Here is a 22,691-nt window from a genome sequence, read left to right on the forward strand (position 1 = left end):
CGGTTCGATGTGAACACGCCGGTGGTTCCCGGCGCGTCCACGGCGACCCGGTCAGTCGACGAGCAGGTATGCCGCGTGCGCGGGCAGGGTGCCCGCCTCCAGCAGGTGGGTGCCGAGCAACCGGGCCCCGTCGAGCGCCCCACCCAGCGCCGGTGCGAGGACCCGTCCGTCGCGGGCGAGCCGCCGCTCGAGGGCCGTCCGCACGGGCGCGGCCGCGAGGACTCCCCCGGTGGCGACCAGGACCGGGTCGGGCAGCCCGGAGGCCGCAGCCCCCAGGGCATCGGCGAGTCCCTCCCCCGCGTGGGCGCAGAGCGCGGTCGCCACCGGGTCACCGTCGATCGCCGCCGCAGCCACCGCCGGGGCGAAGCCGGCCAGCCGTTCCGGGGCGTCGGGAGCGTTCATCACCTGCCGGGGCCAGGTGGTGGGCTCGCCGAAGGAAGGACGAGCCGCTTCCAGCAGGGCGGACGACCCCGACGGCAGCCCGTCGGAGGACCGCAGCGCCGCCCGCAGGCCCTCCAGCCCCAGCCAGGCCCCCGAACCCACGTCACCGAGCACGTGGCCCCAGCCGTCGACCCGGCGCCACGTCTCGGCGAAGTCGGTGCCGAAGGCGACCGCCCCGGTCCCGGCGGCGACGACCGCGCCGGGACGCAGCCCGTCGAGCGCCCCCACGAGGTTGGCCACGGCATCGCTGACCACCACCGTGCGACGGGCACCGAACGACGAGCGCACGATCCGCATCACCTCCGTGCGGTCGGCGAGGAACAGCAGACCCCGCATCGACCAGACGACGACGTCCGGATCCTGCATGGGCAGCTCGTCGGCCACCAGCGCCCGGGCCGCCACGGCCAGAGCAGACACGTCGATCCCGCCCGGCTGGATCCGCACGCCGGGGGCGGTGCGGACCGGACCGGGCTCGGTGCCGTGCGAGAGCTGGACGCGCAGGCCGGAACCGCCGATGTCCACGGCCGCGACCGTCGCGCGGCCCAGGGTGCTCACGCCCGCGATGGGATCACTTCGACATGCCGGCGGTCAATCCGGCGACGATCTGCTTGGTGGCGAGGAGGAACAACAGGATCAGGGGGATCGTCGTGATGACGAGCCCCGCGAACACGGCCGAGTAGTTGGTGGCGTTCTCCCCGAAGAAGGTGGTGAGCCCGACGGGCAGCGTGTACTTCTCCTCGCGGCGCAGCAGCACGAGCGGGAAGAGGAAGTCGTTCCAGATCGGCACGAAGCGGAAGACGGCGACGGTCGCCAGCGCCGGACGCACGAGCGGGACCATGACGCGCCAGAACGTCTGCCACGGCGAGGCACCGTCCAGGGCGGCGGCCTCCTCGAGCTCCTCGGGCAGCTGCCGGAAGAACGTCGTCAGCACGAAGATCGAGAACGGCACCCCGGACGCGCCGTACATCAGCGCGAGCCCCATCCGGGAGTCGATCAGCCCGAGGCCGTCGAACAGGTAGAAGATCGGCAGGATCGCGAGGTGGATCGGGAGCATGAGCCCGGACAGGAACAGGGACTCGAGCCAGCGGAAGGCTCTCGACCGAACGCGGGCGAGCGCGTAGGCCGCCATCGTCGAGACCGTGGTCGACAGCACCACGGCGCCGACCGTGACGAGCAGCGAGTTGCCGAAGTAGGTGGCGAAGTTGCCGGTGGTCCACGCCTCCTTGTAGCTCTGCGTCGAGATCGGCGACGGCAGGCCCAACGGGTCGGTGATGAGGTCGGCGTTGGTCCGGAACGAGCTGAGGACCATGAGCAGCAGGGGGACCAGGGCGATCGCGGCATAGAGCCACAGCACCACGGTCGCCGTCGTGCCCCCGACCGGCTTGCCGCCGGAGCCGGACCGGGCACCACGGCCGCCGCGCGGGCCGCGCGGCTGGGCCAGCACCGGGCCCTCACGGTCGGTGGAGGCCACGGGCGGGACGACGACGCTCATGCGGTGATCCTCCGTTCGTGGCGACGCAGGACCGAGGTGGCGCCGAGGGCGCCACCGAAGATGACGAGGAACAACAGGGTCGCCAGCGCCGACGAGCTGCCGATGGCGTCGATCGAGCCGGAGTCGAAGGCAGTCCGGTAGAACAGCAGCGACACGAAGTCCGTCGAGCCCGCCGGGTTCCCGGTCGACCCGCCGAACGCGTACGGGAGCGCGAACGCCTCCATGGCGAAGATGAACGTCAGCACCGACACCGTGCCGATCGCCGGGACCAGCAACGGCAGGGTCACCTTGAAGAACGCCTGGCGGTGGCTTGCCCCGTCGACACGAGCAGCCTCGGTGAGCTCCTCGGGCACCCCACCCAGCGCGGCGCCATACAGGAGGACGGGGAAGCCGATCCACTGCCACACGCTCACGAGCACCACCACCCACAGGGCGGTCTTGGGGTCGCCCAGCCAGGGAAGGGCCCACGACTCGAGGCCGATCTTCGTCAGCAGCTGGTTGACCGGGCCGAAGGTCGGCGAGAGCAGGAGCGTCCAGAGGTAGCCGATGACGATCGGGCTGACGAGGTAGGGCATGGCGTAGAGCGTCTGGAGCAGCCGGCGGGTCCGGGCCCGACGGTGCAGCAGGAACGCGACGCCGAGGCCGATGGTGTTCTGGAACACCATCGTCCCGCCGAAGAACAGCACGTTGTGCAGCAGCGCTCGCGGCAGGTCCGTCGTGAACGGCGCCCTGGTGAACAGCGTGCGGAAGTTCGTCAGGCCCGCGAACGCTCCGCGCGCCGTGCCCCGCCACTCGAAGAAGGCGTAGGAGAACGCCGTCGCCATCGGGTAGAGCACGAACACCCCGAACAGCAGCAGGGCGGGGAGGACGAACAGCAGCCCCGTACGACGTCTCACGCGGCCGGCTTGAACCAGGTCTTGACGCCGGTGTCGAGCTCCTTGCTCACCGTGGACGCGTCCTTGCCACCGAGCAGGAGCTGCTGGATGCCCTTGCCGAGCAGGTCCGTGCCGGACGGCGAGCCGTAGCGGAAGTCCGTGAGCAGCAGGTACGGCGAGCCGGACTTCACGTAGTTCTCACTCATCTGCTTGAGCAGCGGGTCCTTGTACTCGACGCCGGGGACGGCCGAGATCTGCTTCACGTCGTCGGCGACCATCTGGCCGAACTCCTTGGTCGACATCCACGTGACGAGGTCGGTGGCGGCCTTCTGGTTCTTCGACTTCTTGGAGACCGCGAAGTTGCCGTCGGCCCAGCCGGCCGTCGTGGCCGTGGCCCCGCTGGGCGACCCCGGGGGCGGGGGCACCTGGAAGACCCCGATCTTCATCGCGGGGTTCGCCTTCTGCAGCACCGCGAGGTCGTAGGACCCACCCGGCAGCATGGCGGCCTTGCCCGCCGTGAAGAGCGTCTGCGCGTCCGTGATGGCGACGCCCGTGACGTTCTTCGGCATGAACTTCTCGAGGTCCTTGAGGACCTTGACCGACGCCACCCAGTCGGGGTCGGTGAAGTCCTTGGACCCCGTGGTGACCTCGTCCTGGAACGTCTTGCCACCGAAGCGCGGCGCCGCGAGGACCTCGTGGACGATCGGCAGGGTCCAGTCGTCCTTGGCCCCCACCGCGATCGGCGTGAGGCCGTCGGCGGCGAACTTCGTGTTGGCGGCCATGAACTCGTCCCAGGTCGTCGGCGCCTCGAGCCCGGCCTTGTCGAACACGTCCTGGTTGTAGAACATCACCGTGGTCTGGCGGGCGAGCGGCACGGAGTAGATCTTGCCGTCCTCCTTGCCCTTGGCGCTGGCGACGACGTTCTCGTCCCAGCCGGAGAGGTCGACCTTTCCGTCGAGCGGGACGAGCGAGTCGGAGGCGACCGTCGTCTGCAGCTGGCCGTAGGACCGGACCTGCGGGACGTCCGGGCCGTCGGAGCCGGCGAGGCCGGTGGCGAGGATCTTGTTGTACTCGGTGGCCTTGAACGCCTTGAAGTCGACCTTCACCCCGGGGTGGGCCTTCTCGTAGGCCGCGAAGATCGTGTCGTAGGCCGCCTTGTCCTCGACCCGCCACGACCACACGCTCAGGGTGGTGTCGCCGCTGCCGCCGCCGGAGTCGTCCCCGCCGCTGGAGGGCGCGCACGCCGTGAGGGCGAGGGCTGCGCCGAGGGCGACCACGGAGGCGATGGACCTGTGGGTGCGACGAGTCATGAACGTTCTCCTGTCAGGGGATTCGGCGCCACGGATACCGAGGAGCCATCTCGCGGGGAAGGGGTGGGTTCCGGGGAGGAGGTCTGGAGGAGGGCGGCACTGCCGGGCACCAGGTCGGCCAGCGCCCTCGCGACCGATCCCTGGTGGTCGGCGATGGCCAGCCGGGCCGTGGCCGCGTCGGTGCCGGCAAGCATCGACAGCAGGGCCGTCTTGAGCTCGCCGTCGGCGGCCTCGAGCGCGAGGCGGGCGTCGGTCTCGTCGGCGCCGCTGGCCTCCTGCAGGATGCGCAGCACGCGACCACGCAGCTTGGCGTTGGTGGCGACGACGTCGACCATGAGGTTGGACCAGGTCCGGCCGAGCCGGATCATCACGGCCGTCGAGAACGAGTTGAGGACGAGCTTCTGCGCCGTCCCCGCCTTGAGCCGGGTCGAGCCCGTGAGGACCTCGGGCCCGGTGCGGGCCACGAGGAGGTGGTCGGCGTATGGCGCGAGCCCGGCCTCCGGGTTCGAGGTCACCAGGGCGGTGATCGCCCCCAGCTCACGGGCCCGGCGCAGGGCGCCGCCGACGAAGGGCGTGCGACCCGAGGCGGTGAGGCCGATCGCGATGTCGCCCTCGCGGAGGGCCGAGGCCTCCGCCTCACCGGCACCCTCGTCGTCCTCGACGTTCTCGACCGCACGGAGGAGGGCGCCGAGGCCTCCGGCGTGGTGCGCGACGAACAGCCCGTCGGGGGCGTTGAAGGTCGGCAGCAGCTCGGCGGCGTCGAGGACGGCGAGCCGCCCGGAGGTGCCCGCGCCGAAGTAGTGCACCGTGCCGCCGGTCCTGATGGCGGTGACGGCCCGGTCGACGAGGACGGCCAGCTCGGGCAGCACCTCGGCCACCGCCGGGGCGACCCGGGCGTCGTCGTCGTTGAGCAGCCGCAGGATCTCCAGGGTCGGCTGGGTGTCGATGGCGGTGCTGCCGGGGTGGCGCTCCTCGGTGGGCGCGCTGACGCTCACGTCGCTGGTCACACCGTGAGGTTAGTTTCTTACGCCCAATGCGTCAACGACGTAAATGAATGACCAGTCAGGCCGTGCCGAGTCACTGACGCAGGTGGTGGCTGGCCACCGCCTGCCGGGTCTCCTTGACGGCCTTGCGGGCCCGGGGCAGGTTGCGCTGGGCCACCGCGATGTAGAGGCAGTCGACGACGGTCAGCGCCGCGATGCGGCTGGCCGTGGCCCCGGACCGCAGGCTGGTCTCGCGAGCAGCCGTGGTGAGCACGAGGTCCGCGCGAGCCGCGAGCAGGGACACCGGGAAGTTGGTGATCGCCATCGTCGTCGCACCCCGGCTCCGGGCTGCGTCGAGCGCTTCGATGGTCTCCGAGGTCGTGCCCGAGTGGGAGATCCCGATGGCCACGTCCCCCTTGCCCAGCAGGGTCGCGCTCGTCAGGGCGATGTGGGGGTCGTTCCAGGCGAAGGCCACGACCCCGATGCGGTGCAGCTTCTGCTGGAGGTCGGTGCCGACGATGGCGCTGGCACCGATGCCGTAGATGTCGACGCGCTTCGCGGCCGCCACGGCTGCCGCCGCGGCGGCGAGGCTGGGTCGGTCGAGCTGCTGGGCGGTCTCCTCGACCGCGCTGGCGTCGACGAACGCCACCTTGGCGATGATGTCGTCGATCGTGTCCTTGGCGCTGATGTCGGTGTCGGTCGCCCCGCCCGCCCGCGGCTGCGCGCTCTCCTCCGCCAGCCCGAGCCGGAGCTGGGGGTAGCCCGGGAGCCCGAGCCGACGACAGAACCGCAGCACGGTCGTCTCCGAGGTCTGGGCGGAGACGGCGAGCTCGCTGATCGTCAGCGCAGCAGCGGCCCTGGGGTCGGCGAGCACCTGCTCGGCGACGCGGTCCTCCGCCGGTGACAACGAGGGACGGATCCCGCGCAGGCGCACCAGGAGGGGCACGGTCGGCACGGTGGCGTCAGCGGCACGGGGGGGCATGGGCTTACCGTACGGCTTCGCCTCCTGCGTCATCGTGACGCCAGCATCCAGCCCTGCGCGACGAAGTCCCCGGGGCTCTTCTCCCCGTCCAGCACGACCCGGCCGCCCGAGGCCACCCGCAGGTCGTCGACGTAGACGCCGCGTCCGAGGTAGGCGGCGTCGGTCGTGTAGCGCCACCGCAGGACCTGGCTCCCGCCGGGGAGGTCGGCCCGCGCCTGCACCCACCTGCGGTCCCCGCTCCCCGAGGCGACGCCGTCGCTCTGGGTAGTCTCTCCCCGGTCGCGGACCGTGAAGGGCAGCGGCGCCCATGTCGCCCCGCCGTCGGTCGACCGTTCGAGCGCGAGCAGGTCGCTCTCCTCGGTGTCGAGGAAGAGGTCGAACCCGAGGCGCCCGCCCCTCGCCGGCACCTCGAGGGGTGGAGTCGCGAGCGTGCTGGTCGTCGCGTCCTTCGCGCCGCTGAACCACGCCGTGTCACCGTGCGCGGGGCGCACCCTCATGGCCTGCGCCAGGCCCCCCGCCCACTCCCGCCGCGCCAGGTTGATGCTGCCCCAGCTGCGGGAGGGGTGGACCCGGTTGGTCAGCAGGATCGCGAACGAACGCGAGGCGAAGTCGATGACGATCGAGGTGCCGGTGTACCCGGTGTGCCCGGCCGTCTGCGGGCCCGAGAGCGCATCCATGTACCAGCGCTGGTTGAGCTCGAACCCGAGGCCGTGGTCGTCTCCCGGGAAGTCACCGTTGAAGTTGGTGATGAGGGACGTGACGCTCTGCTTCGACAGGATCCGGTGGCCCCTGTAGGTCCCTCCGTTGAGCAGGGCCTGGCTGAGGACGGCCAGGTCGTCGACCGTCGAGAACACACCTGCGTGGCCGGCGACACCTCCGAGGGACCAGGCGTTCTCGTCGTGCACCTCGCCCCAGACCATGCCGCGCGCCGGGGCCGTCTGGTACTCGGTGGCCGCTGTTCGCGTCCGGTCGCTGGGGTTGTAGCCCGTGTCACGCATGCCCAGGGGCCGTGTGATGCGCTCCGCGACGACCTCGTCGAGCGGCTTGCCGCGCAGCTTCTCGACCACCACGCCGAGGGTGATGAGGTTGAGGTCGCTGTAGAGGTACGTGGAACCCGGCGGGTTCGTCGGCGGCTGGTCCAGGACGGCCTTGATCCGCGCGGCCTTGTCGGGGTACTTGCTCCAGAGCGGCAGCCAGGCCGGGAAACCTGACGTGTGCGTGAGCAGCTGACGGATCGTGACCCCCTCCTTGCCGCCCGCGGCGAACTCGGGCAGGTAGGTGGCCACCGGGGCCTCGAGCGCGACCTTGCCCTCCTCGACGAGCTGGACGACGGCCAGCGAGGTGAACAGCTTGGACACCGACGCCAGGTCGAACACGGTGTCGTCGCGCATGGGGACCCACTGGTCCCGCGGAAGCTCGGTCGTGGCGTCGGCGTACCTGAGCGCGAACCCGCTGGCGTCCCGCTCGACGACCTTGCCGTCGTGGCCCATCAGGCCGACCGCGCCCGCGTACATGGGGTGGCCGCCCACCGGCGCCGTCTCGTGGGCGCGGATCTGGTCGACCGCCGTCGCGACCGGCCCGGGGTCGAGCCCGACCGCGGCCGGTGGCGCGTCGTGCAGCACGGTGTTGGGTGGGGCGAATCCCTTGAAGGGCTTGCTGAAGTCCTCAGCCACGGCGGGTGCGGCCACGAGGGCACCACTCAGGACGAGCGCGCAGGCCACCACGCTCGAGGGCAGGGTCGGACGCAGGTGCATGGTGGTCCACCGTCCGGTTCAGGCGGCCGGGCCGCGGTAGATGAGGTACTGCCGGCGCCGCCGGTCGAAGTCGCGCAGCTCTGCCTGCCAGGCGCCGACCACCTCGTCGGCGCCGGCCCCGGCGGTGACCTGCTCGCGCAGCCTCGTGGAACCGCTCAGCTTGTCGATCCAGTAGGGGCGCGGGTCGTTGTCCACCCGCCAGGCGAAGTCCTTGTAGAGCGCCTTCGCGGCGACGAGCATCTCGACACCGGTGCGCACCGGGTCGAACCTCGCCGGGTCGGTCACCGACACCTGCACGCCACCACAGACGGTGTTGAGGTGCTTGCTGAAGGTCGGCGTGAAGTACGCCTCGCGGAAGGCGACGCCCGGGATCGACCGTGCTGCAAGGCGTTCCGCCCACCGGTGGTCGACGTAGGGCGCCCCCACGAGCTCGAAGGGCCGGGTCGTGCCGCGGCCCTCGGACAGGTTGGTCCCCTCGAACATCCCCGTCCCCGGGTACACCAGCGCCGTGTCGGCCGTGGGCATGTTGGGACTGGGCATCACCCACGGGAGCCCGGTCTCGGCATACGGCACGTCCCGTCGCCAGCCGGAGACCTCGACCACGGACAGCTCGCTGACGCGACCGCCGGCGTCGGCGGTGAGGAACTCGCCGTCGAAGTACCGCGCGAGCTCGCCGACGGTCATGCCGTGGGCCTGGACGATCTCCTTGGCGCCCACTCCGGAGGTGTACGCCGTCGTCATCATCGGTCCGTAGGCCTTGCCGCCCAACGGGTTCGGCCGGTCGAGGACCACGAACCTCGCACCGGTGGCGACAGCCGCCCGCATCGCCGTGTACATCGTCCAGATGTAGGTGTAGAACCGCGCGCCGGCGTCCTGGATGTCGAAGACGACCGTCTCCACCCCCGCGGCGCGGAACAGCTGCTCCATCTTCGCGGCGTTGGCACCGTAGGCGTCGTAGACCGTCAGCCCGGTGCGCGGGTCGGTGTGCGTGCCCTCGGAGTCGCCCGCCTGCGCGGTCCCGCGGAACCCGTGCTCCGGCCCGAACACCCCGACGATGTCGACCGTCCCGGCCTCGTGCATCTCGTCGACGATGGTCCGCAGGTTGGTGAGGACGCCGGTGGGGTTGGTGATGATGCCCACCTTCTGACCCGCCAGCGCCCTCCACCCGTCCGCGGCGGCCCGCTGGGCCCCCGTCGCGACCGGGCGGTTCGGGTATGGCGCCCCCGCCGGGTTCGCGGCGGCGGTCACGGGGGTGGCGGCGGGGGTGGCGGCGCCGGCGGTGGCGGCCACCGAGGCCGGCAGGACCAGGGCTCCTGCGCCGGCGGCCCTGAGCAGCTGACGACGGTTGAGGTGGGTCTGGTGCGACATCGGTCGTCCGATCAGTAGGTCAGGCCGTGGCCGAAGGGGTAGAGGACGGTCGAGGGGTCGCCCGCGGCCGGGATGTCGACCGGGAGCTTGCCCGTGGGGGCGACCTCTCCGGCGATGACCCGGGCGACGGCCTGGATCGCGACCGGGCTGTAGGAGTAGGTCGCGAGGTAGGTCGAGGCCTCGGTCAGGTAGGCGATGTCGTACGGGTCGCGGGTGGCGACCACGATGACCGGCTTGCCGGTGGCCACGAGCTGCTCGACGAGCTTCTGCTGGCCGCCACGAGGGTCGGTCACGGCCTTGTCCCAGGCCTTCATCGTCGTGACGACGACGGCGTCCTGCGTGGCCGCAGCAGCCACCGCACCGGCGATCTGGGCGTCGGTCGGTGAGGTGCCGGTCTCCTTGACGCTCGTGGTCGCCCCGTGGGCGGCGAGGCCGTCGGCGAGGGTCTTCGTCGTCGTCGCGCCATACCCGGTGACGAGCACCTTCGTGCCCGCGGTGGCGAGCGGCAGGGTCCCCGCGTCGTTCTTCACCAGGGTGGTGGTGCGGTTGGTGATCGCGTCCGCCGTGGCGAGGTGGGCAGGGGTGCCGACGACACGGTCGAGGGCGGTCGGGTCGGCGTAGGGGTGGGCGACCATGCCGCGGTGGACCTTGAGCTCGAGCACCCGGCGCACCTTGGCGTCGAGGTCGGCCCGGCTGATCCGGCCACTCCTGACGGCACCGATCACCGCGGCATACGCATCGTCCATGGCGGGGGTCATGAGGAGCTGGTCGACCCCGGCGGAGAGGGCGCGGACAGCGACCTCCGGGTCGCCGTAGAGGTCACGGACGCCCTGCATGGCGAGGGAGTCGGTGACGATGACGCCCTTGTAGCCCAGCTCCCTGCGCAGCAGGCCGGTCATGATCGGCTTGCTCAGGGTCGCGGGGTCCCCGGAGTCGTCCAGCGCGGGGAAGTTGAGGTGGGCCGTCATGATCATGTCGATGCCGTCGGCGATGGCCTGCTTGAACGGCGGGGCGTCGAGCTGCTCCCACTGCTGGCGGCTGTGCGTGATGACCGGGAAGGCGACGTGGCTGTCGGTCGCGGTGTCCCCGTGGCCCGGGAAGTGCTTCGCCGACGAGGAGATGCCGGCGTCGTCCTGGTAGCCGCGCACCTGCGCGCCGACCATGCTCGCCGCGAGCTGGGGGTTCGAGGAGAACGAGCGGGTGCCGATGACGGGGTTGAGCGGGTTGACGTTGACGTCGGAGTCAGGGGCGAAGTCGGTGTTGACGCCCATCGCCTTGAGCTCTTCCCCGGTGATCCTCGCGGCGGTGCGGGCGTCGTCGGTGCTGCGGCTCGCGCCCAGCGCCATCGAGCCCGGGAACTGCGTCGCCGGGGGCCCGATCCGGGTGACGACGCCCTGCTCCTGGTCCGTGGCGACCTGCAGCGGGATGCGGACCTTGGTGTGCGGCTGCGTGAGCGCGGCCTCCTGGAGACCGTTCGAGAGGGCCGTGATCTGGGGCGGGTCCTGGACGCTGTCGGTCCAGGCGAAGTAGATGACTCCACCGAGGTGGTACTTCTGCACCACCTCCGCCGGCGACGCGACGCCGTACAGGGGGATGTTGCGTGCGTCCGGGGTGGTCGCGTCCTTGCCGTAGACGTTCTGGATGAACAGCTGGCCGACCTTCTCCTCCAGCGTCATCCGCTTGAGCGTCGAGGTGACCCAGCCGTGCTGCCACCCTGGCCCGTGGTCGTTGCCACTGGAGGTGGCAGCTCCCGCGGCCGGGACGACCAGCGAACCGAGGAGCGCCGCACCGGCGGTGCCGGCCACGAGGGCCCGGCGGGTCAAGGGAGAGCTGGACATGGTGCCTCCTGGGCAAGATGTAAACCATTGACGCAATAGGTCGATGATTTGCAACTTACCCACATCCGGACAACCCGGGCAAGAGTTCTTTGCCGAGTCTTGGCCCGTGGGGGATGATGCAGCCATGGCGCGACAGATCCAGTGGCGGGGCGCGCTCAGCGCAGACGGCGCGGGCGACGGGCGACGCCCGGAGCGGCCGGTCTGGCGCCCGGGGAGTCCGGTGGTCCCCCCACGCTCGATCGTCGAGGCCTCGCGCGTCATGCAGTTCGCCGGGGTGCTGAGCCTGCTGGAGATCGGCCGGGCGTTCCTCACGCGGAACGACCTGCGCGCCGCGTTCGCCGGGGAGTCCCGCGCCCAGGGGGCAGCCGTCGGCGCGGACGACCTCGACCGGGTCGTCATGATCAGCCTGACCGTCACCGTCGTGTGGGCGGTCATCGCGGCGGTCACGTGGTTCGTCATGGCCCGCACCACCCTCAGGGGCTCCAGGTGGGGCAGATGGATCGCCTGCGGCCTGCTGCCCGTGGCCATCGGGGCGTTCTTCGGCGGGCTCCTGCCGACGGCGGGCCTGTTCGCCCGGGTCTTCGCCCTGGCCATGCTGCTGCTCGGGGCCTGGGCCCTCGTCCTGCTCTGGCAGAGGGACTCCTCCGCCTGGATCCGCTTCACCACCCAGCCGCAGGACTGACCTGCGACTCAGCGCCGGCGGGAGGCCCCGACCAGCTCGAGCCGTGCGCCCGACGCGCTGTGCCGCGGGCGCGTGGTCCGAGGTCGCGTGGTCCGAGGTCGCGTGGTCCGAGGTCGCGGCGTCGGGACGGGTGCGAGCACCCGCTCGGGGAGGCTCGTGATGAGGTACACCGGGCGCACCGGCCCGACGGGCGGGGGCACCCGGACGGTCGCGGGCGGTGCGGCGGGAACGGCCCCGGACCGCGGTGCGGTGCGCGGCGTCGTCGTCGCGCGCAGTCGGCGGCCGTCGTGCAGCGCGGCACCGACCCCGACGAGGAGCAGGCCGGCGAGCATCACCAGCGCCGGCACCGAGCCGGGCGCCCACCCCTCGTGGGCGACCACGCCGTACGCGCCGCTCCCCCGCGCCTGCGCGCCGAGGCTGGCCGCCAGCGCCGTCACTGCGCTGACCGCGGCGAGCACGGCGCCTGCGACGGCGAGGACGAGAGGACCTCGGGTGCTCTTCACGGCGGCCTCCAGGCTGTTCGGGTCCCGGGACGACGGGTCGTAGCACCTCGGGAGGGCGATCGTCCCTCGGCCGAACGGCTGACTCAACATGCAAATGCCGTAAGCCACGCGTCCAGACGATCCCCCACCGCAGGCCGAGCCGGCCTCACCCCGACCGCTCGGCGCGACGCGGCGCACTCCCACCGCACCGGCGCGGACCGACTGTGGCGCGAACGCCCGGTGGGACGCACGATGGGGCCATGAGCAACGGGGCCTACCGCGCGGCATACGACGAGAGCCTGGCCGACCCGGACGCGTTCTGGGGTCGCGCCGCGACGGCCATCGACTGGATCACCCCACCACCGCGCGTGCTCGACGACGACCGGCCGCCGTTCTACCGGTGGTTCACCGGCGGCACGCTCAACACCTGCTTCAACGCCCTCGACCGGCACGTCGCCGCGGGCCGTGGGGACCAGCCGGCCCTGCACTACGACAGCCCCGTGACCGGCACCGCCCAGACCTTCACGTATGCCGCGCTGCTCGACCGGGTCGCGACGTTCGCCGGCGCGCTCGCCTCGCTCGGGGTGGAGAAGGGCGACCGCGTCATCGTGTACATGCCGATGGTCCCCGAGGCGGTCGTCGCGATGCTCGCGTGCGCCCGGCTCGGCGCGGTGCACTCGGTCGTCTTCGGGGGGTTCGCCCCGGCCGAGCTCGCCGCGCGCATCGAGGACGCGAAGCCGACCGTCATCGTCTCCGCCAGCTGCGGCATCGAGCCGACCCGCATCGTGGAGTACAAGCCGATGCTCGACGCAGCCCTGGACCGCAGCAGCCACAAGCCGGAGTCGGTCATCGTGCTGCAGCGCGAGCAAGCCCGCGCATCTGTCGGTGAGCGCGACACGGACTGGGAGGAGCTCGACTGGGACGAGCTCGTGGCCGATGCCGAACCCGCCGACTGCGTCGAGGTGGCCGCCACCGACCCGCTCTACATCCTCTACACGTCGGGGACCACCGGGCGCCCGAAGGGCATCGTCCGCGACAACGGCGGCCACGCGGTCGCGCTGCGCTGGTCGATGGAGAACGTCTACGGCATCGGTCCCGGCGACTCGTGGTTCACCGCCAGCGACGTCGGCTGGGTCGTCGGCCACTCGTACATCGTCTACGCGCCCCTGCTCACCGGCGCGACCACCGTTCTGTACGAAGGGAAACCGGTCGGGACGCCGGACGCGAGCGCGTTCTGGCGGGTGATCGAGAAGTACGGCGTGAAGGCGATGTTCACCGCCCCCACGGCCTACCGGGCCATCCGCCGCGAGGACCCCGAGGGAGCCCTGATCGCGCAGCACGACCTCTCCTCCCTGGAGACGGTGTTCCTGGCCGGCGAGCGCCTCGACCCCGACACGTGGGAGTGGGCCACCGAGCGCCTCGGCGTCCCAGTCGTCGACAACTGGTGGCAGACCGAGACCGGCTGGCCCATCGCCTCGAACCTGCGCGGTCTCGAACCCATGCCGCTCAAGGCGGGTTCGCCCACCGTCCCCGCCCCCGGGTATGCCGTGCACGTGCTCGACGAGCAGGGTCGCCGGGTGCCGGCGGGCACCGAGGGCGCGATCTGCCTGAAGCTGCCGATGCCGCCGGGCACCCTGCCGACCCTCTGGGGCGACGACGAGCGCTACGTCGCCGGGTACCTCTCGGCGTTCGACGGCTACTACCTCACCGGCGACGGCGGCCTGCTCGACGAGGACGGCTACCTCTACGTCATGGGACGCACCGACGACGTCCTCAACGTCGCCGGGCACCGGCTCTCCACGGGTTCCATCGAGGCGGCGCTCGCGGGCCACGACGCCGTGGCCGAGTGCGCGGTCATCGGGGTGGCCGACGACTTCAAGGGCCAGGTCCCCCGTGGCCTCGTCGTCCTGCGGTCCGGGGTGGACGTCGACGCCGACGGTGAGCGGATCCGCGCCGAGCTCGTGCAGCGGGTGCGCGACGAGGTGGGCGCCGTCGCCTCCCTGCGGCAGGTCGACATCGTGGGTGCCCTGCCGAAGACCCGGTCGGGCAAGATCCTGCGCAAGACGATGCGCGAGATCGCCGACGGGAAGACCCCGAACGTCCCGGGGACCATCGAGGACGCCAGCGTCCTTGAGACGCTGACACCCGTGCTCCGCCCGGCGACCTAACCTCCTGCGTGTGCAGGGAGTCTTCACCGGGTTCGTCACCATTGCCGTCGTCATCGGCGTCGGCGCGCTGCTCGCCCACCTGCGGGTCGTCGACCTCGGCGCCCAGCAGGTGCTGTCGCGGATCGCGTTCTTCGTGGCCAGCCCGGCCCTCATGGTCATCACCCTCGGGCGCGCCGACGTCCACGCGGTGCTCTCGGCCAACCTCGTGGCCTCCGGCGCCGCCGTGGTCGTCTGCGTCGCCCTGTACGCCGCCCTGGCCCGGTGGGTCTGGCACCGCGGCCTGGGTGAGGGCACCATCGGCGCGCTGTGCGCGTCATACGTCAATGCGGGGAACCTGGGCATCCCGGTGGCAAGCTACGTCCTCGGCGACGCGGCCCTGGTCGCCCCGACCCTGCTGCTCCAGCTGCTCGTGCTCCAGCCGCTGGCCCTGTCGCTGCTCGACGCCGACGTGCGAGGGCGTCCGACGTCGGTGTGGCAGGTGGTCGCCCGGCCGTTCCGGAACCCCCTCACCGTCGGGTCGCTCGCCGGTCTCGGGCTGTCGCTGACCGGGTGGACGCTGCCGCCGATCGTGCGCGACCCGCTCACCCTCATCGGCAACATGGCGGTGCCCTGCATGCTCATCGCGTACGGCATCGCGCTGCGCCTCGGACCCGGGCTCGGGCGGGCCGGCTCGGTGGCCGAGCTCGCGACGACCTCGACCATCAAGCTGCTGGTGCAGCCCGCGGTGGCGTGGTTCGTCGGCGCGGTCGTCCTCGGGGTGCACGGGCCGGCACTGCTCGCCATCGTCGTCACCTCGGCGCTGCCGACGGCGCAGAACATCTTCGTGCACGGCAGCCGCTACGACCGGGCCACCGTCCTGGCCCGCGACACCATCCTCATCACCACCGTGGGCGCGGTCCCCGTGATCCTGGTGGCAGCAGCCGTCCTCGGCTGACCCCACCTCACCGCGCTGCCGGCCGCCGACCGGCCAACGATCACCTCGCCACCGCGCTGGCCACGGTCGCGCTCACCACCTCCAGTCCCGCTGCGAGCGTGTCGTCGGGTGGTGGGGCTGTGGAGAACTCCAGGATCGATCTCACCGATCGCCGAGACTGACCAGATGAACGTGGCAGCAGCCGTTGCTGAGCTGGGTGGCATCGCCCCGCGCAAGCAGCTGTTGCGCGCGGTGACCCGCGGGGAGCTCGAGCGCGCCGTCGCCAGCGGCGAGGTGACCCGGGCGTCCCGGGGCCGGTACGCGCTGCCGACCGACGACCGGACACGACGTCTGGCGCACGAGCTGACGGGGACGGCGGTGCTCATCAGCGCGGCCTCCCACTGGGGCTGGGCGAGGATGTGGGAGCCCCGCCGGCCGCAGATCTGCGTCCCACGCGGACGCAACATCTCCCGCGACGACCGCGCCCAGGTCGACCTGCGATGGCGCACCCTGGCGCCGGGAGACATCGTCGACAGCTGGGTCACCTCCAGGGAACGCACCCTCCTCGACTGCGCCGCCCTGCTGCCCTTCGCCGAGGCGCTCGCCATCACCGACTCCGCCCTCCGGGACCGCTCCGTGCATCCCTCCCAGCTCTCGAACCGGCTGACCGACGTGCCTCGCCTGCACCGATCACGCACCCGACGCGTCTTCGCGCAGGCCTCGCCCCTGGCGGCCAACCCGTTCGAGTCGGCTCTGCGCGCTGTCGCCCTGGGAGTACCGGGCCTCGACGTGCGCTGCCAGGTCCGGATCGACGACGATCGCGGATGGGTGGGCCGGGTGGATCTCGCCGACGAGTCCCTCCGGATCGCCCTCGAGGCGGACAGCATGGAGTACCACGGTGAGCGCGATGCCATGGATCGCGACGTCGCGCGCTACACGAGGCTCACGTGCGCAGGCTGGCTGGTCCTGCGCTTCACGTGGTCGCAGGTCATGACGCGTCCGGCGTGGGTTGCCGAGATGCTCGCCAAGGCGGTCGCCCAGCGGGCGCACCTCCGGTCGACGGCCTGAGCGGGACCGGCCAACGATCACCTCGCCTCCGGCCCGATCCCACATGTGCGCACACCGCAACGACCGACGCGAGGTGATCGTCGGGCGGTCGCCATACGAGGGGTAAGGCGCGGGTCAGCGGGTCGTCGCCACAGGAGGGGTAAGGCGCGCGGGTCAGCGGGTCGTCGCCACAGGAGGGGTAAGGCGCGGGTCAGCGGGAGCGGCGGGCGGTGCCGAAGATCGACCGGGTGATCTCGCGGCCGAGCACGGTGCCGGCAGAGCGCAGGGCCGACTTGAACGCGCTCGACTGCACGACCTGCTCGACGATCCCGGGCTGCTCCTTGGCCGGTCGGGCCGGCTTGGGGGCCGCGGGTGCGGGGGCCGGGGCAGCGGGCGAGGGCGCCGGCGCCGCGGGGGCGGCCGGGGCTGCCTGCAGACGCGCCTGCAGCTTCTCGTACGCCGACTCGCGGTCCACGACCGCGGCGTACTTGCTCGACAGCGACGACGCGGCGATGAGGCTCGTGACCAGGGCCGGGTCGGACGGAGCCATCAAGGACTGGGGCGCGATCATCCGGGTCCAGGCCACGGGGGTGGGCGCACCCCGCTCGGACAGCACCGTGACGACGGCCTCGCCCGTGCCGAGGTTGGTGAGGAGCTCCTCGAGGTCGTAGCTGCTGTGGGGGTAGGTCGACACCGCAGCCTTGAGCGCCTTCGCGTCCTCGGGCGTGTAGGCGCGCAGGGCGTGCTGCACCCGGTTGCCGAGCTGGGCGAGCACACCGCTCGGCACGTCCTTGGGGCTCTGGGTGACGAAGAAGACGCCGACCCCCTTGGACCGGATCAACCTCACCGTCTGCTCGATCGCCGACAGGAACGCCTTGCTCGCGTCGGCGAACAGCAGGTGCGCCTCGTCGAAGAAGAAGACGAGCTTCGGCTTGTCGGCGTCGCCGACCTCGGGCAGGTCGTGGAACAGGTCGGCCAACATCCACATGAGGAACGTCGAGAACAGCGCCGGCCGGTCCTGCACCGCGGGAAGCTCGAGGCAGGTCACCAGCCCCTTGCCGTCGGCCGCGGTGCGGAGCAGGTCGGCGGTGTCGAACTCCGGCTCACCGAAGAACGCGTCGGCGCCCTGGTCGGAGAACGCGATCAGCTCGCGCAGGATGACCCCGGCAGTCGCCGACGACAGGCCACCGAGGCCCTTCAGGTCGGCCTTGCCCTCGTCGGAGGTCAGGAAGGAGACGACCTCGCGCAGGTCCTTGATGTCCAGCAGCGCGAGACCGTTCGAGTCGGCGTAGTGGAAGACCAGTCCCAGGCTCGACTCCTGGGTGTCGTTGAGGCCCAACACCTTCGAGAGCAGCGTCGGGCCGAACGACGTGATCGTCGCGCGGATCGGGATGCCCTGCCCCAGTCCGCCGAGGGACAGGAACTCGGTCGGGTATGCCGTGCCGACCCACTGCTGCCCGACCTCCGTCGAGCGGCTGGTGATCCGGTCGTTGGCCACGCCGGCGGTGGCCATGCCCGAGAGGTCACCCTTGATGTCGGCGAGGAAGACGGGGACGCCCTGGCCGGAGAGCTGTTCGGCCATGAGCTGCAACGTCTTCGTCTTGCCGGTACCGGTGGCGCCGGCGACGAGTCCGTGCCGGTTCAGCGTCGCGAGCGGCACCTTGACCGGCGCGTCAGGATGCGCCGTCCCGTCGATGACCGCGGCACCGAACAGCAGCGCCCCACCGGTGAAGGAGTAGCCGGCGCGGATGGCGTCGAGCTGCTCGGAGGACTGCGCGGACGGGTCGGCACTCGCGTTCTCGGTCACGTTCGGCACTCTAGTGCGGCTCCCGGCCGCTCGGCAGGCCGTCGGGGAGGCGGTCGCACGGCTGGGGCCGCCCGCGGCATACCCCTATGGTTGCTGGGTGATCTTCAAGAAGGTGGGCGAGGGAAAGCCGTATCCGGACCACGGCAAGGACTCGCCACGCGACTGGGCCGAGGTGCCCCCGCGCATGGTGCGCCTCGAGGAGCTGATCACCACCAAGCGGACGCTGGACCTGGGACAGCTGCTCGCCGAGGACTCGACGTTCTACGGCGACCTCTTCGCCCACGTGGTCGAGTGGGAGGGCAACCTCTACCTCGAGGACGGCCTGCACCGCGCACTGCGTGCCGCCCTTCAGCAGCGACCTACCCTGCACGCGCGCGTCCTCGTGCTTGACTAGCCCCGCAGCAGGTCCCGGTCGGCGACAGGCTGCGCGTCGGGGCGTGACGTAGGCGGAGGTGGGTGTGAGCTACATCGTGGAGTCGGGGGCGTCGAGCTCTCGTCGCGCGAGACGTCGCCGCGCCCTCATCACGCTGGGGATCGTGGCGCTGATGCTGTTCTTCGCCTTCTGGTACGCCTACTCGTACTACCAGGCCTCCGACGAACGCCGCGCGACGCCGCGGCCGAGCTGCACCGCCACGGCCGGACCCGTCCTGCCGGCCGACGTGACCGTCAACGTCTACAACGCCACCGACCGCGCCGGCCTCGCCGCGAAGACCGCCACCGACGTGCGCAAGCGCGGGTTCCGGGTCTCCACCGTGGCCAACGACCCGTTGCAGCGCAAGGTCACCATCGCCGCCGAGGTGAGGTTCGGACCGACCGGGGCGAAGGGCAGCAAGCTCGTCCTCGGCCTCGTCAAGGGTTCGAAGGCGGTCAAGGACAGCCGCACCGACTCCTCCGTGGACCTCGTCCTCGGCGACAAGTACACGAAGCTCACCGCCGCCCCCAAGGTGACACCGACACCGACTGCCACGGCGACCACGACGAAGACCTGCTGACCCCGACGTCGTCAGCGCAGCTCCCAGTCCTCGCGGCGCAGCTCGTACTCGACCTCCCCCTGCTCGCTGCCGGGCACGGGGTCGTCGTGGTGCTCGTGGAACGCGCGGGCGAACTGCATCCCGATGCTCGTCATCGTCGCCCGGGAGCCGGCGTTCACGGCCATCGTCTGCGCGAAGATCCGCGACAGGCCGACCACCTCGAACCCGTGGCGCAGCAGCTCCCTCGACCCCTCGCTGGCGAAGCCCTGCCGCCAGTGCCGGCGCAGGATGCGGTACCCCAGGTCGGCCTCCCCCGTCACGCGATCCTGGCTCGGGCCGTGGGGAGGCGTCAGCATCCACAGCCCGACGAAACGGTCCTCCGGCGCGCGCTCGACGGTGCGCAGGAAGCCGACCCACATCCCCAGGCCGTCGACCACCTCCGCCCGCCGGCGCCGCTGCACGTGGTTGCGCTCGACCTCGTCGCGCGTCCTGGCCCGACCCCAGAGGTAGCGCAGCACGTCGGGGTCGGAGTCGAGCTCCACCTCGAGCTCGAGGTGCTCGTCGGCGAGCGGCACGAGGTCGAGGCGGGCGGTCTGCAGCGGGGGCTGGGGCACCACCCCACCGTGCCGCACCCGGAGCCGGCGGGCCACCGGGTTCCGCGCCACGGCAGCAGGCGCGACCGGGACGTAGGCTCGGACCATGATCACGGTCGAGCTGGCCCGCAGCCTCGGTGAGGGTGGGGTGCTCTGGGAGCCGGTGCCCGGGGACCGCTTCACCATCGACCAGCCGAACGTCCTCGGGGAGGTCTTCTGGATCAGCCACCTCACCATCGACGTGCACACCTTCAAGGGCCAGCCCCTGCTGGGGTTCAACGGCACGACCGAGTGGGCCCTCGACTCCGTCACCCTCGACAGCGCCCTGTGGCTGCCGCGCGAGGACCAGCTGCGCGAGCTGCTCGGCGACCGGTTCGCGGGACTGCACCGCGACGGGGACTCCTGGGCCGTCGACGTGTCCGGCCCCGAGGGCCCGGCCACCTTCACCGACGCCGACCCCGAGTGCGCCTACGCCCAGGCGCTGCTCAGCATCGTCTGAGGCCCACCGAGGACCTCGCCCCGGCGGTCACCGCGGGACGGTGTGCCGCGTGCCTCAGCCGACGGGCTGGGTCACCGGGACCCCCATGGACGTCGTGGACTCCGTGACCGGGGCCGGGGCGTCCGCCATCCGCTGCGCCTGGTCCTCCGCGGACGGACCGCGGTCCTCGGCCGGCAGGCTCGAGATCACGACGGCCGTCCCGATCATCGCGAACGCCAGCGCACAGCCGAAGCGCACCAGCGCCTCGTTGACCGACAGGTTGCCGCGCAGGACGAGGAAGGCCGCCGGCGCGAACAGCATCGCGCCGAGCAGGACGCTGGACTTGAACCGGCTGGAGCCGTTCGTCGCCGGGGCGGCGGTGGCTGCGGGACGGGACTTCTTGGCCATGTCAGGACACCACGCTCTCCACGACGTCGACGACCCCTGCCGTGGTCAGGCGCAGGTGGCCGCCGAGCTCTGAGTAGGCGAGCACCGCGAGCTGCGGTGCGCCGGGCTCGACGAGGCGGCGGACCGCTCGTCGCAGCGGCTGCGCGCAGACCAGCACGGGCTGGACACCCGACTGCTCGGCGCGCTGGGACACCCGAACGGCCTCGGTGGCGAGGCGTTCGGCGAAGTACGGGTCGACGAGGAGCTGCACCCCGTTCTCGCCGCCGCGCAGGGACTCCAGGAGCCGCTGCTCGAGCCGCGGCTCGAAGGTGAGGACGTGAAGCTCGCCGCCCACCGCGTGCGACGAGGCGATGGCCGGGCCCAGGGCGAGCCGGGCGGCCTCGACGAGGGAGTCGGGGTCGGTGCTGACCCGGGCGCGCAGCGACAGCGCCTCGAAGATGCGGACCAGGTCGCGGATGCCGACGCCCTCGGAGAGCAGCCCGGCGAGGACGCGCTGGACCTCGCCGAGGGTCAGCGGGGAGGGCGTCATCTCCTCGACGACGGCCGGGTGGGTGGCCCGCACCGCCTCGACGAGCAGCTTGACGTCCTCACGACCGAGCAGCTCGTGGGCGTGCTGGCGGACGACCTCGGCGAGGTGCGTCGTGACGACGGACGAACGGTCGACGACGGTGGCCTCGACCGCCTCGGCGCGACCCCGCTGGTGCACCGGGACCCACTTGGCCTCCAGCCCGAAGACGGGCTCCCTCGTCGGGGTGCCCTCGAGCGCGGCCAGGTGGTCACCGATGGCGAGGACCATGCCGGCCGGCGCCTCTCCGCGCGCGACCTCGACGCCGTGCAACCGGATGGCGTACGTGTGCTGCGGGAGGTCGATGTTGTCCCGGGTCCGAACCAGCGGGATGACGATGCCGAGCTCGTGGGCGAGCTTGCGCCGCAACGCCTTGACGCGGTCGAGCAGGTCGCCGCCTGCACTGGCGTCGACGAGGCCGATGAGGTCGTAGGCGAGCTCGAGCTCGAGCGGCTCGACGCGGATGTCGTGGGCGAGCACCTCGGGGCTGTCGGCCGACGGGCCGGGCGGCAGGGCGGCGGCCGCTGCGCGCTCGTCCGCGGCCTCCTTCTCCCCTGCCTTGGGCAGCGTGCGGGCGATGAGCAGGGCCGCGGCACCGACGATGAGGAAGGGGAGCTTGGGCAGGCCGGGGATGACCGCGAGGGCCGCGACGGCGACACCGGCGACCTGGATCGGCTGGCGCTGGGCACCGAACTGGGCGACGAGGTCGCTGCCCATGTCCTGCGCGGTGGTGGCACGGGTGACGATGAGACCGGTCGACATCGACATGAGCAGCGCAGGGATCTGCGAGACCAGGCCGTCGCCGACGGACAGCAGGCTGTAGGTCGCGACGGCGTCGCTCAGGCTCTCGCCGCGCTGGGCCACACCGATGATGAGGCCGCCGATGAGGTTGACCAGGGTGATGACGATGGCGGCGATGGCGTCGCCCTTGACGAACTTGGAGGCACCGTCCATCGCGCCGTAGAAGTCCGCCTCGGCCGAGACGTCGGCACGGCGGCGGCGCGCCTCGTCCTCGTCGATCAGGCCCGAGTTGAGGTCGGCGTCGATCGCCATCTGCTTGCCGGGCATGGCGTCGAGGGTGAACCGCGCCCCGACCTCGGCCACGCGCCCGGCACCGTTGGTGATGACGACGAACTGGATGACGACGAGGATGATGAAGATGACGAGGCCGACGATGATCGACCCGCCGACGACGAAGTGGCCGAACGCGTCGATGACCTTGCCCGCGAAGCCGTCGAGCAGCACCAGGCGCGTGGCGCTGACGTTGAGGGCCAGGCGGAAGAGCGTGCCGATGAGCAGCAACGACGGGAAGACCGCGAAGTCCAGGGGCCGCTTGACGTTCAGGGCCACGAGCAGGATCAGCACCGAGAAGGTGAGGTTCACCGCGAGGAGCATGTCGAGGACCACGCTCGGGAGCGGCACCACCATCATCACGACGATCGCGACGATGCCCGCGGGGATGCCGATCTGGCCGATCCGGCTCTTCATCGGACCTCGGCCTGCGCGGGGTGGGTGGTGACGGCAGCTGTCATGG

General features: G+C 71.7%; 21 protein-coding genes. 7 read left to right on the top strand and 14 right to left on the bottom strand.

Annotated features, from left to right (window positions below):
* Positions 1-51 precede the first annotated feature (51 nt).
* From ASD62_RS09890 to ASD62_RS09930, 9 genes are all read right to left on the bottom strand, one after another.
* Positions 52-996, bottom strand: a complete 945-nt coding sequence (locus ASD62_RS09890) for an N-acetylglucosamine kinase (RefSeq protein WP_235530676.1) — start codon at positions 994-996, stop codon at positions 52-54.
* A 13-nt stretch (positions 997-1,009) separates the two neighbouring features.
* Entirely contained in the window at positions 1,010-1,933 is a 924-nt protein-coding gene (locus tag ASD62_RS09895) for a carbohydrate ABC transporter permease (RefSeq protein ID WP_056915816.1), read from the bottom strand.
* The gene (locus ASD62_RS09900; protein WP_056915817.1) at positions 1,930-2,829 is read right to left on the bottom strand and encodes a carbohydrate ABC transporter permease; all 900 of its coding nucleotides are present in this window, start codon (positions 2,827-2,829) and stop codon (positions 1,930-1,932) included. Before ASD62_RS09900 ends, ASD62_RS09895 begins: the two co-directional genes overlap by 4 nt.
* On the bottom strand, positions 2,826-4,118 hold the full coding sequence (locus ASD62_RS09905) for an extracellular solute-binding protein (RefSeq protein WP_056915818.1): 1,293 nt from the start codon (positions 4,116-4,118) through the stop codon (positions 2,826-2,828). Before ASD62_RS09905 ends, ASD62_RS09900 begins: the two co-directional genes overlap by 4 nt.
* Positions 4,115-5,125 (bottom strand): N-acetylmuramic acid 6-phosphate etherase, encoded by a 1,011-nt coding sequence (locus ASD62_RS09910; protein WP_082580686.1) that lies wholly within the window; start codon positions 5,123-5,125, stop codon positions 4,115-4,117. Before ASD62_RS09910 ends, ASD62_RS09905 begins: the two co-directional genes overlap by 4 nt.
* A 70-nt stretch (positions 5,126-5,195) precedes the next feature.
* The gene (locus ASD62_RS09915; RefSeq protein ID WP_056915819.1) at positions 5,196-6,083 is read right to left on the bottom strand and encodes a MurR/RpiR family transcriptional regulator; all 888 of its coding nucleotides are present in this window, start codon (positions 6,081-6,083) and stop codon (positions 5,196-5,198) included.
* Positions 6,084-6,112: 29 nt separating this feature from the next.
* A complete protein-coding gene (locus ASD62_RS09920; RefSeq protein WP_056915820.1) occupies positions 6,113-7,837 on the bottom strand; it encodes a serine hydrolase domain-containing protein in 1,725 nt (574 codons plus the stop codon).
* An 18-nt stretch (positions 7,838-7,855) separates the two neighbouring features.
* Positions 7,856-9,205: an exo-beta-N-acetylmuramidase NamZ domain-containing protein gene (locus ASD62_RS09925; protein WP_056915821.1), complete on the bottom strand. Its 1,350-nt coding sequence runs from the start codon at positions 9,203-9,205 to the stop codon at positions 7,856-7,858.
* A gap of 11 nt (positions 9,206-9,216) precedes the next feature.
* Positions 9,217-11,043: a glycoside hydrolase family 3 protein gene (locus ASD62_RS09930; RefSeq protein ID WP_082580688.1), complete on the bottom strand. Its 1,827-nt coding sequence runs from the start codon at positions 11,041-11,043 to the stop codon at positions 9,217-9,219.
* Between the two features lie 124 nt (positions 11,044-11,167).
* Here ASD62_RS09930 and ASD62_RS09935 point away from each other — a divergent pair, with 124 nt between their 5' ends.
* Positions 11,168-11,725 (top strand): hypothetical protein, encoded by a 558-nt coding sequence (locus tag ASD62_RS09935; RefSeq protein ID WP_157581425.1) that lies wholly within the window; start codon positions 11,168-11,170, stop codon positions 11,723-11,725.
* An 8-nt stretch (positions 11,726-11,733) separates the two neighbouring features.
* On the opposite strand, the gene ASD62_RS09940 is transcribed toward ASD62_RS09935, so the two are convergent.
* Positions 11,734-12,228: a hypothetical protein gene (locus ASD62_RS09940; protein WP_157581426.1), complete on the bottom strand. Its 495-nt coding sequence runs from the start codon at positions 12,226-12,228 to the stop codon at positions 11,734-11,736.
* 239 nt (positions 12,229-12,467) lie between these two features.
* Here ASD62_RS09940 and ASD62_RS09945 point away from each other — a divergent pair, with 239 nt between their 5' ends.
* From ASD62_RS09945 to ASD62_RS09955, 3 genes are all read left to right on the top strand, one after another.
* Positions 12,468-14,375: a propionyl-CoA synthetase gene (locus ASD62_RS09945; protein ID WP_056915824.1), complete on the top strand. Its 1,908-nt coding sequence runs from the start codon at positions 12,468-12,470 to the stop codon at positions 14,373-14,375.
* 10 nt (positions 14,376-14,385) lie between these two features.
* Complete coding sequence (locus ASD62_RS09950) at positions 14,386-15,309, top strand: AEC family transporter (protein WP_056915825.1); 924 nt, start codon at positions 14,386-14,388, stop codon at positions 15,307-15,309.
* A gap of 165 nt (positions 15,310-15,474) precedes the next feature.
* A complete protein-coding gene (locus ASD62_RS09955) occupies positions 15,475-16,356 on the top strand; it encodes a DUF559 domain-containing protein (RefSeq protein ID WP_056915826.1) in 882 nt (293 codons plus the stop codon).
* A 190-nt stretch (positions 16,357-16,546) separates the two neighbouring features.
* Here ASD62_RS09955 and ASD62_RS09960 read toward each other — a convergent pair whose 3' ends face one another.
* Positions 16,547-18,151 carry a helicase HerA-like domain-containing protein gene (locus ASD62_RS09960; protein WP_157581427.1) on the bottom strand — a complete coding sequence of 535 codons (1,605 nt, stop codon included), beginning with the start codon at positions 18,149-18,151 and terminating at the stop codon, positions 16,547-16,549.
* Positions 18,152-18,239: 88 nt separating this feature from the next.
* Here ASD62_RS09960 and ASD62_RS09965 point away from each other — a divergent pair, with 88 nt between their 5' ends.
* Both ASD62_RS09965 and ASD62_RS09970 read left to right on the top strand, forming a co-directional pair.
* Positions 18,240-18,536 carry a type II toxin-antitoxin system VapB family antitoxin gene (locus tag ASD62_RS09965; RefSeq protein ID WP_056915827.1) on the top strand — a complete coding sequence of 99 codons (297 nt, stop codon included), beginning with the start codon at positions 18,240-18,242 and terminating at the stop codon, positions 18,534-18,536.
* 64 nt (positions 18,537-18,600) lie between these two features.
* Complete coding sequence (locus tag ASD62_RS09970; protein ID WP_056915828.1) at positions 18,601-19,134, top strand: LytR C-terminal domain-containing protein; 534 nt, start codon at positions 18,601-18,603, stop codon at positions 19,132-19,134.
* A gap of 11 nt (positions 19,135-19,145) precedes the next feature.
* On the opposite strand, the gene ASD62_RS09975 is transcribed toward ASD62_RS09970, so the two are convergent.
* Complete coding sequence (locus ASD62_RS09975) at positions 19,146-19,727, bottom strand: GNAT family N-acetyltransferase (protein WP_056917302.1); 582 nt, start codon at positions 19,725-19,727, stop codon at positions 19,146-19,148.
* An 85-nt stretch (positions 19,728-19,812) separates the two neighbouring features.
* Between ASD62_RS09975 and ASD62_RS09980 the strand changes: the two genes are divergently transcribed.
* The gene (locus ASD62_RS09980) at positions 19,813-20,205 is read left to right on the top strand and encodes a hypothetical protein (RefSeq protein ID WP_056915829.1); all 393 of its coding nucleotides are present in this window, start codon (positions 19,813-19,815) and stop codon (positions 20,203-20,205) included.
* A gap of 54 nt (positions 20,206-20,259) precedes the next feature.
* On the opposite strand, the gene ASD62_RS09985 is transcribed toward ASD62_RS09980, so the two are convergent.
* Entirely contained in the window at positions 20,260-20,592 is a 333-nt protein-coding gene (locus ASD62_RS09985; protein WP_056915830.1) for a hypothetical protein, read from the bottom strand.
* A gap of 1 nt (position 20,593) precedes the next feature.
* Positions 20,594-22,645, bottom strand: a complete 2,052-nt coding sequence (flhA, locus tag ASD62_RS09990) for a flagellar biosynthesis protein FlhA (RefSeq protein ID WP_056915831.1) — start codon at positions 22,643-22,645, stop codon at positions 20,594-20,596.
* Positions 22,646-22,691: the final 46 nt, after the last annotated feature.

It is taken from the genome of Phycicoccus sp. Root563, from assembly GCF_001427915.1.
GTDB lineage: Bacteria > Actinomycetota > Actinomycetes > Actinomycetales > Dermatophilaceae > Pedococcus.

Excerpts from the sequence above, each read along its gene's own strand:
- ASD62_RS09895 (WP_056915816.1), bottom strand. The coding sequence starts at position 1,933 with ATGAGCGTCGTCGTCCCGCCCGTGGCCTCCACCGACCGTGAGGGCCCG.
- ASD62_RS09905 (WP_056915818.1), bottom strand. The coding sequence starts at position 4,118 with ATGACTCGTCGCACCCACAGGTCCATCGCCTCCGTGGTCGCCCTCGGC.
- ASD62_RS09915 (WP_056915819.1), bottom strand. The coding sequence starts at position 6,083 with ATGCCCCCCCGTGCCGCTGACGCCACCGTGCCGACCGTGCCCCTCCTG.
- ASD62_RS09920 (WP_056915820.1), bottom strand. The coding sequence starts at position 7,837 with ATGCACCTGCGTCCGACCCTGCCCTCGAGCGTGGTGGCCTGCGCGCTC.
- ASD62_RS09925 (WP_056915821.1), bottom strand. The coding sequence starts at position 9,205 with ATGTCGCACCAGACCCACCTCAACCGTCGTCAGCTGCTCAGGGCCGCC.
- ASD62_RS09930 (WP_082580688.1), bottom strand. The coding sequence starts at position 11,043 with ATGTCCAGCTCTCCCTTGACCCGCCGGGCCCTCGTGGCCGGCACCGCC.
- ASD62_RS09935 (WP_157581425.1), top strand. The coding sequence starts at position 11,168 with ATGGCGCGACAGATCCAGTGGCGGGGCGCGCTCAGCGCAGACGGCGCG.
- ASD62_RS09945 (WP_056915824.1), top strand. The coding sequence starts at position 12,468 with ATGAGCAACGGGGCCTACCGCGCGGCATACGACGAGAGCCTGGCCGAC.
- ASD62_RS09955 (WP_056915826.1), top strand. The coding sequence starts at position 15,475 with ATGAACGTGGCAGCAGCCGTTGCTGAGCTGGGTGGCATCGCCCCGCGC.
- ASD62_RS09980 (WP_056915829.1), top strand. The coding sequence starts at position 19,813 with ATGATCACGGTCGAGCTGGCCCGCAGCCTCGGTGAGGGTGGGGTGCTC.
- ASD62_RS09985 (WP_056915830.1), bottom strand. The coding sequence starts at position 20,592 with ATGGCCAAGAAGTCCCGTCCCGCAGCCACCGCCGCCCCGGCGACGAAC.
- flhA (WP_056915831.1), bottom strand. The coding sequence starts at position 22,645 with ATGAAGAGCCGGATCGGCCAGATCGGCATCCCCGCGGGCATCGTCGCG.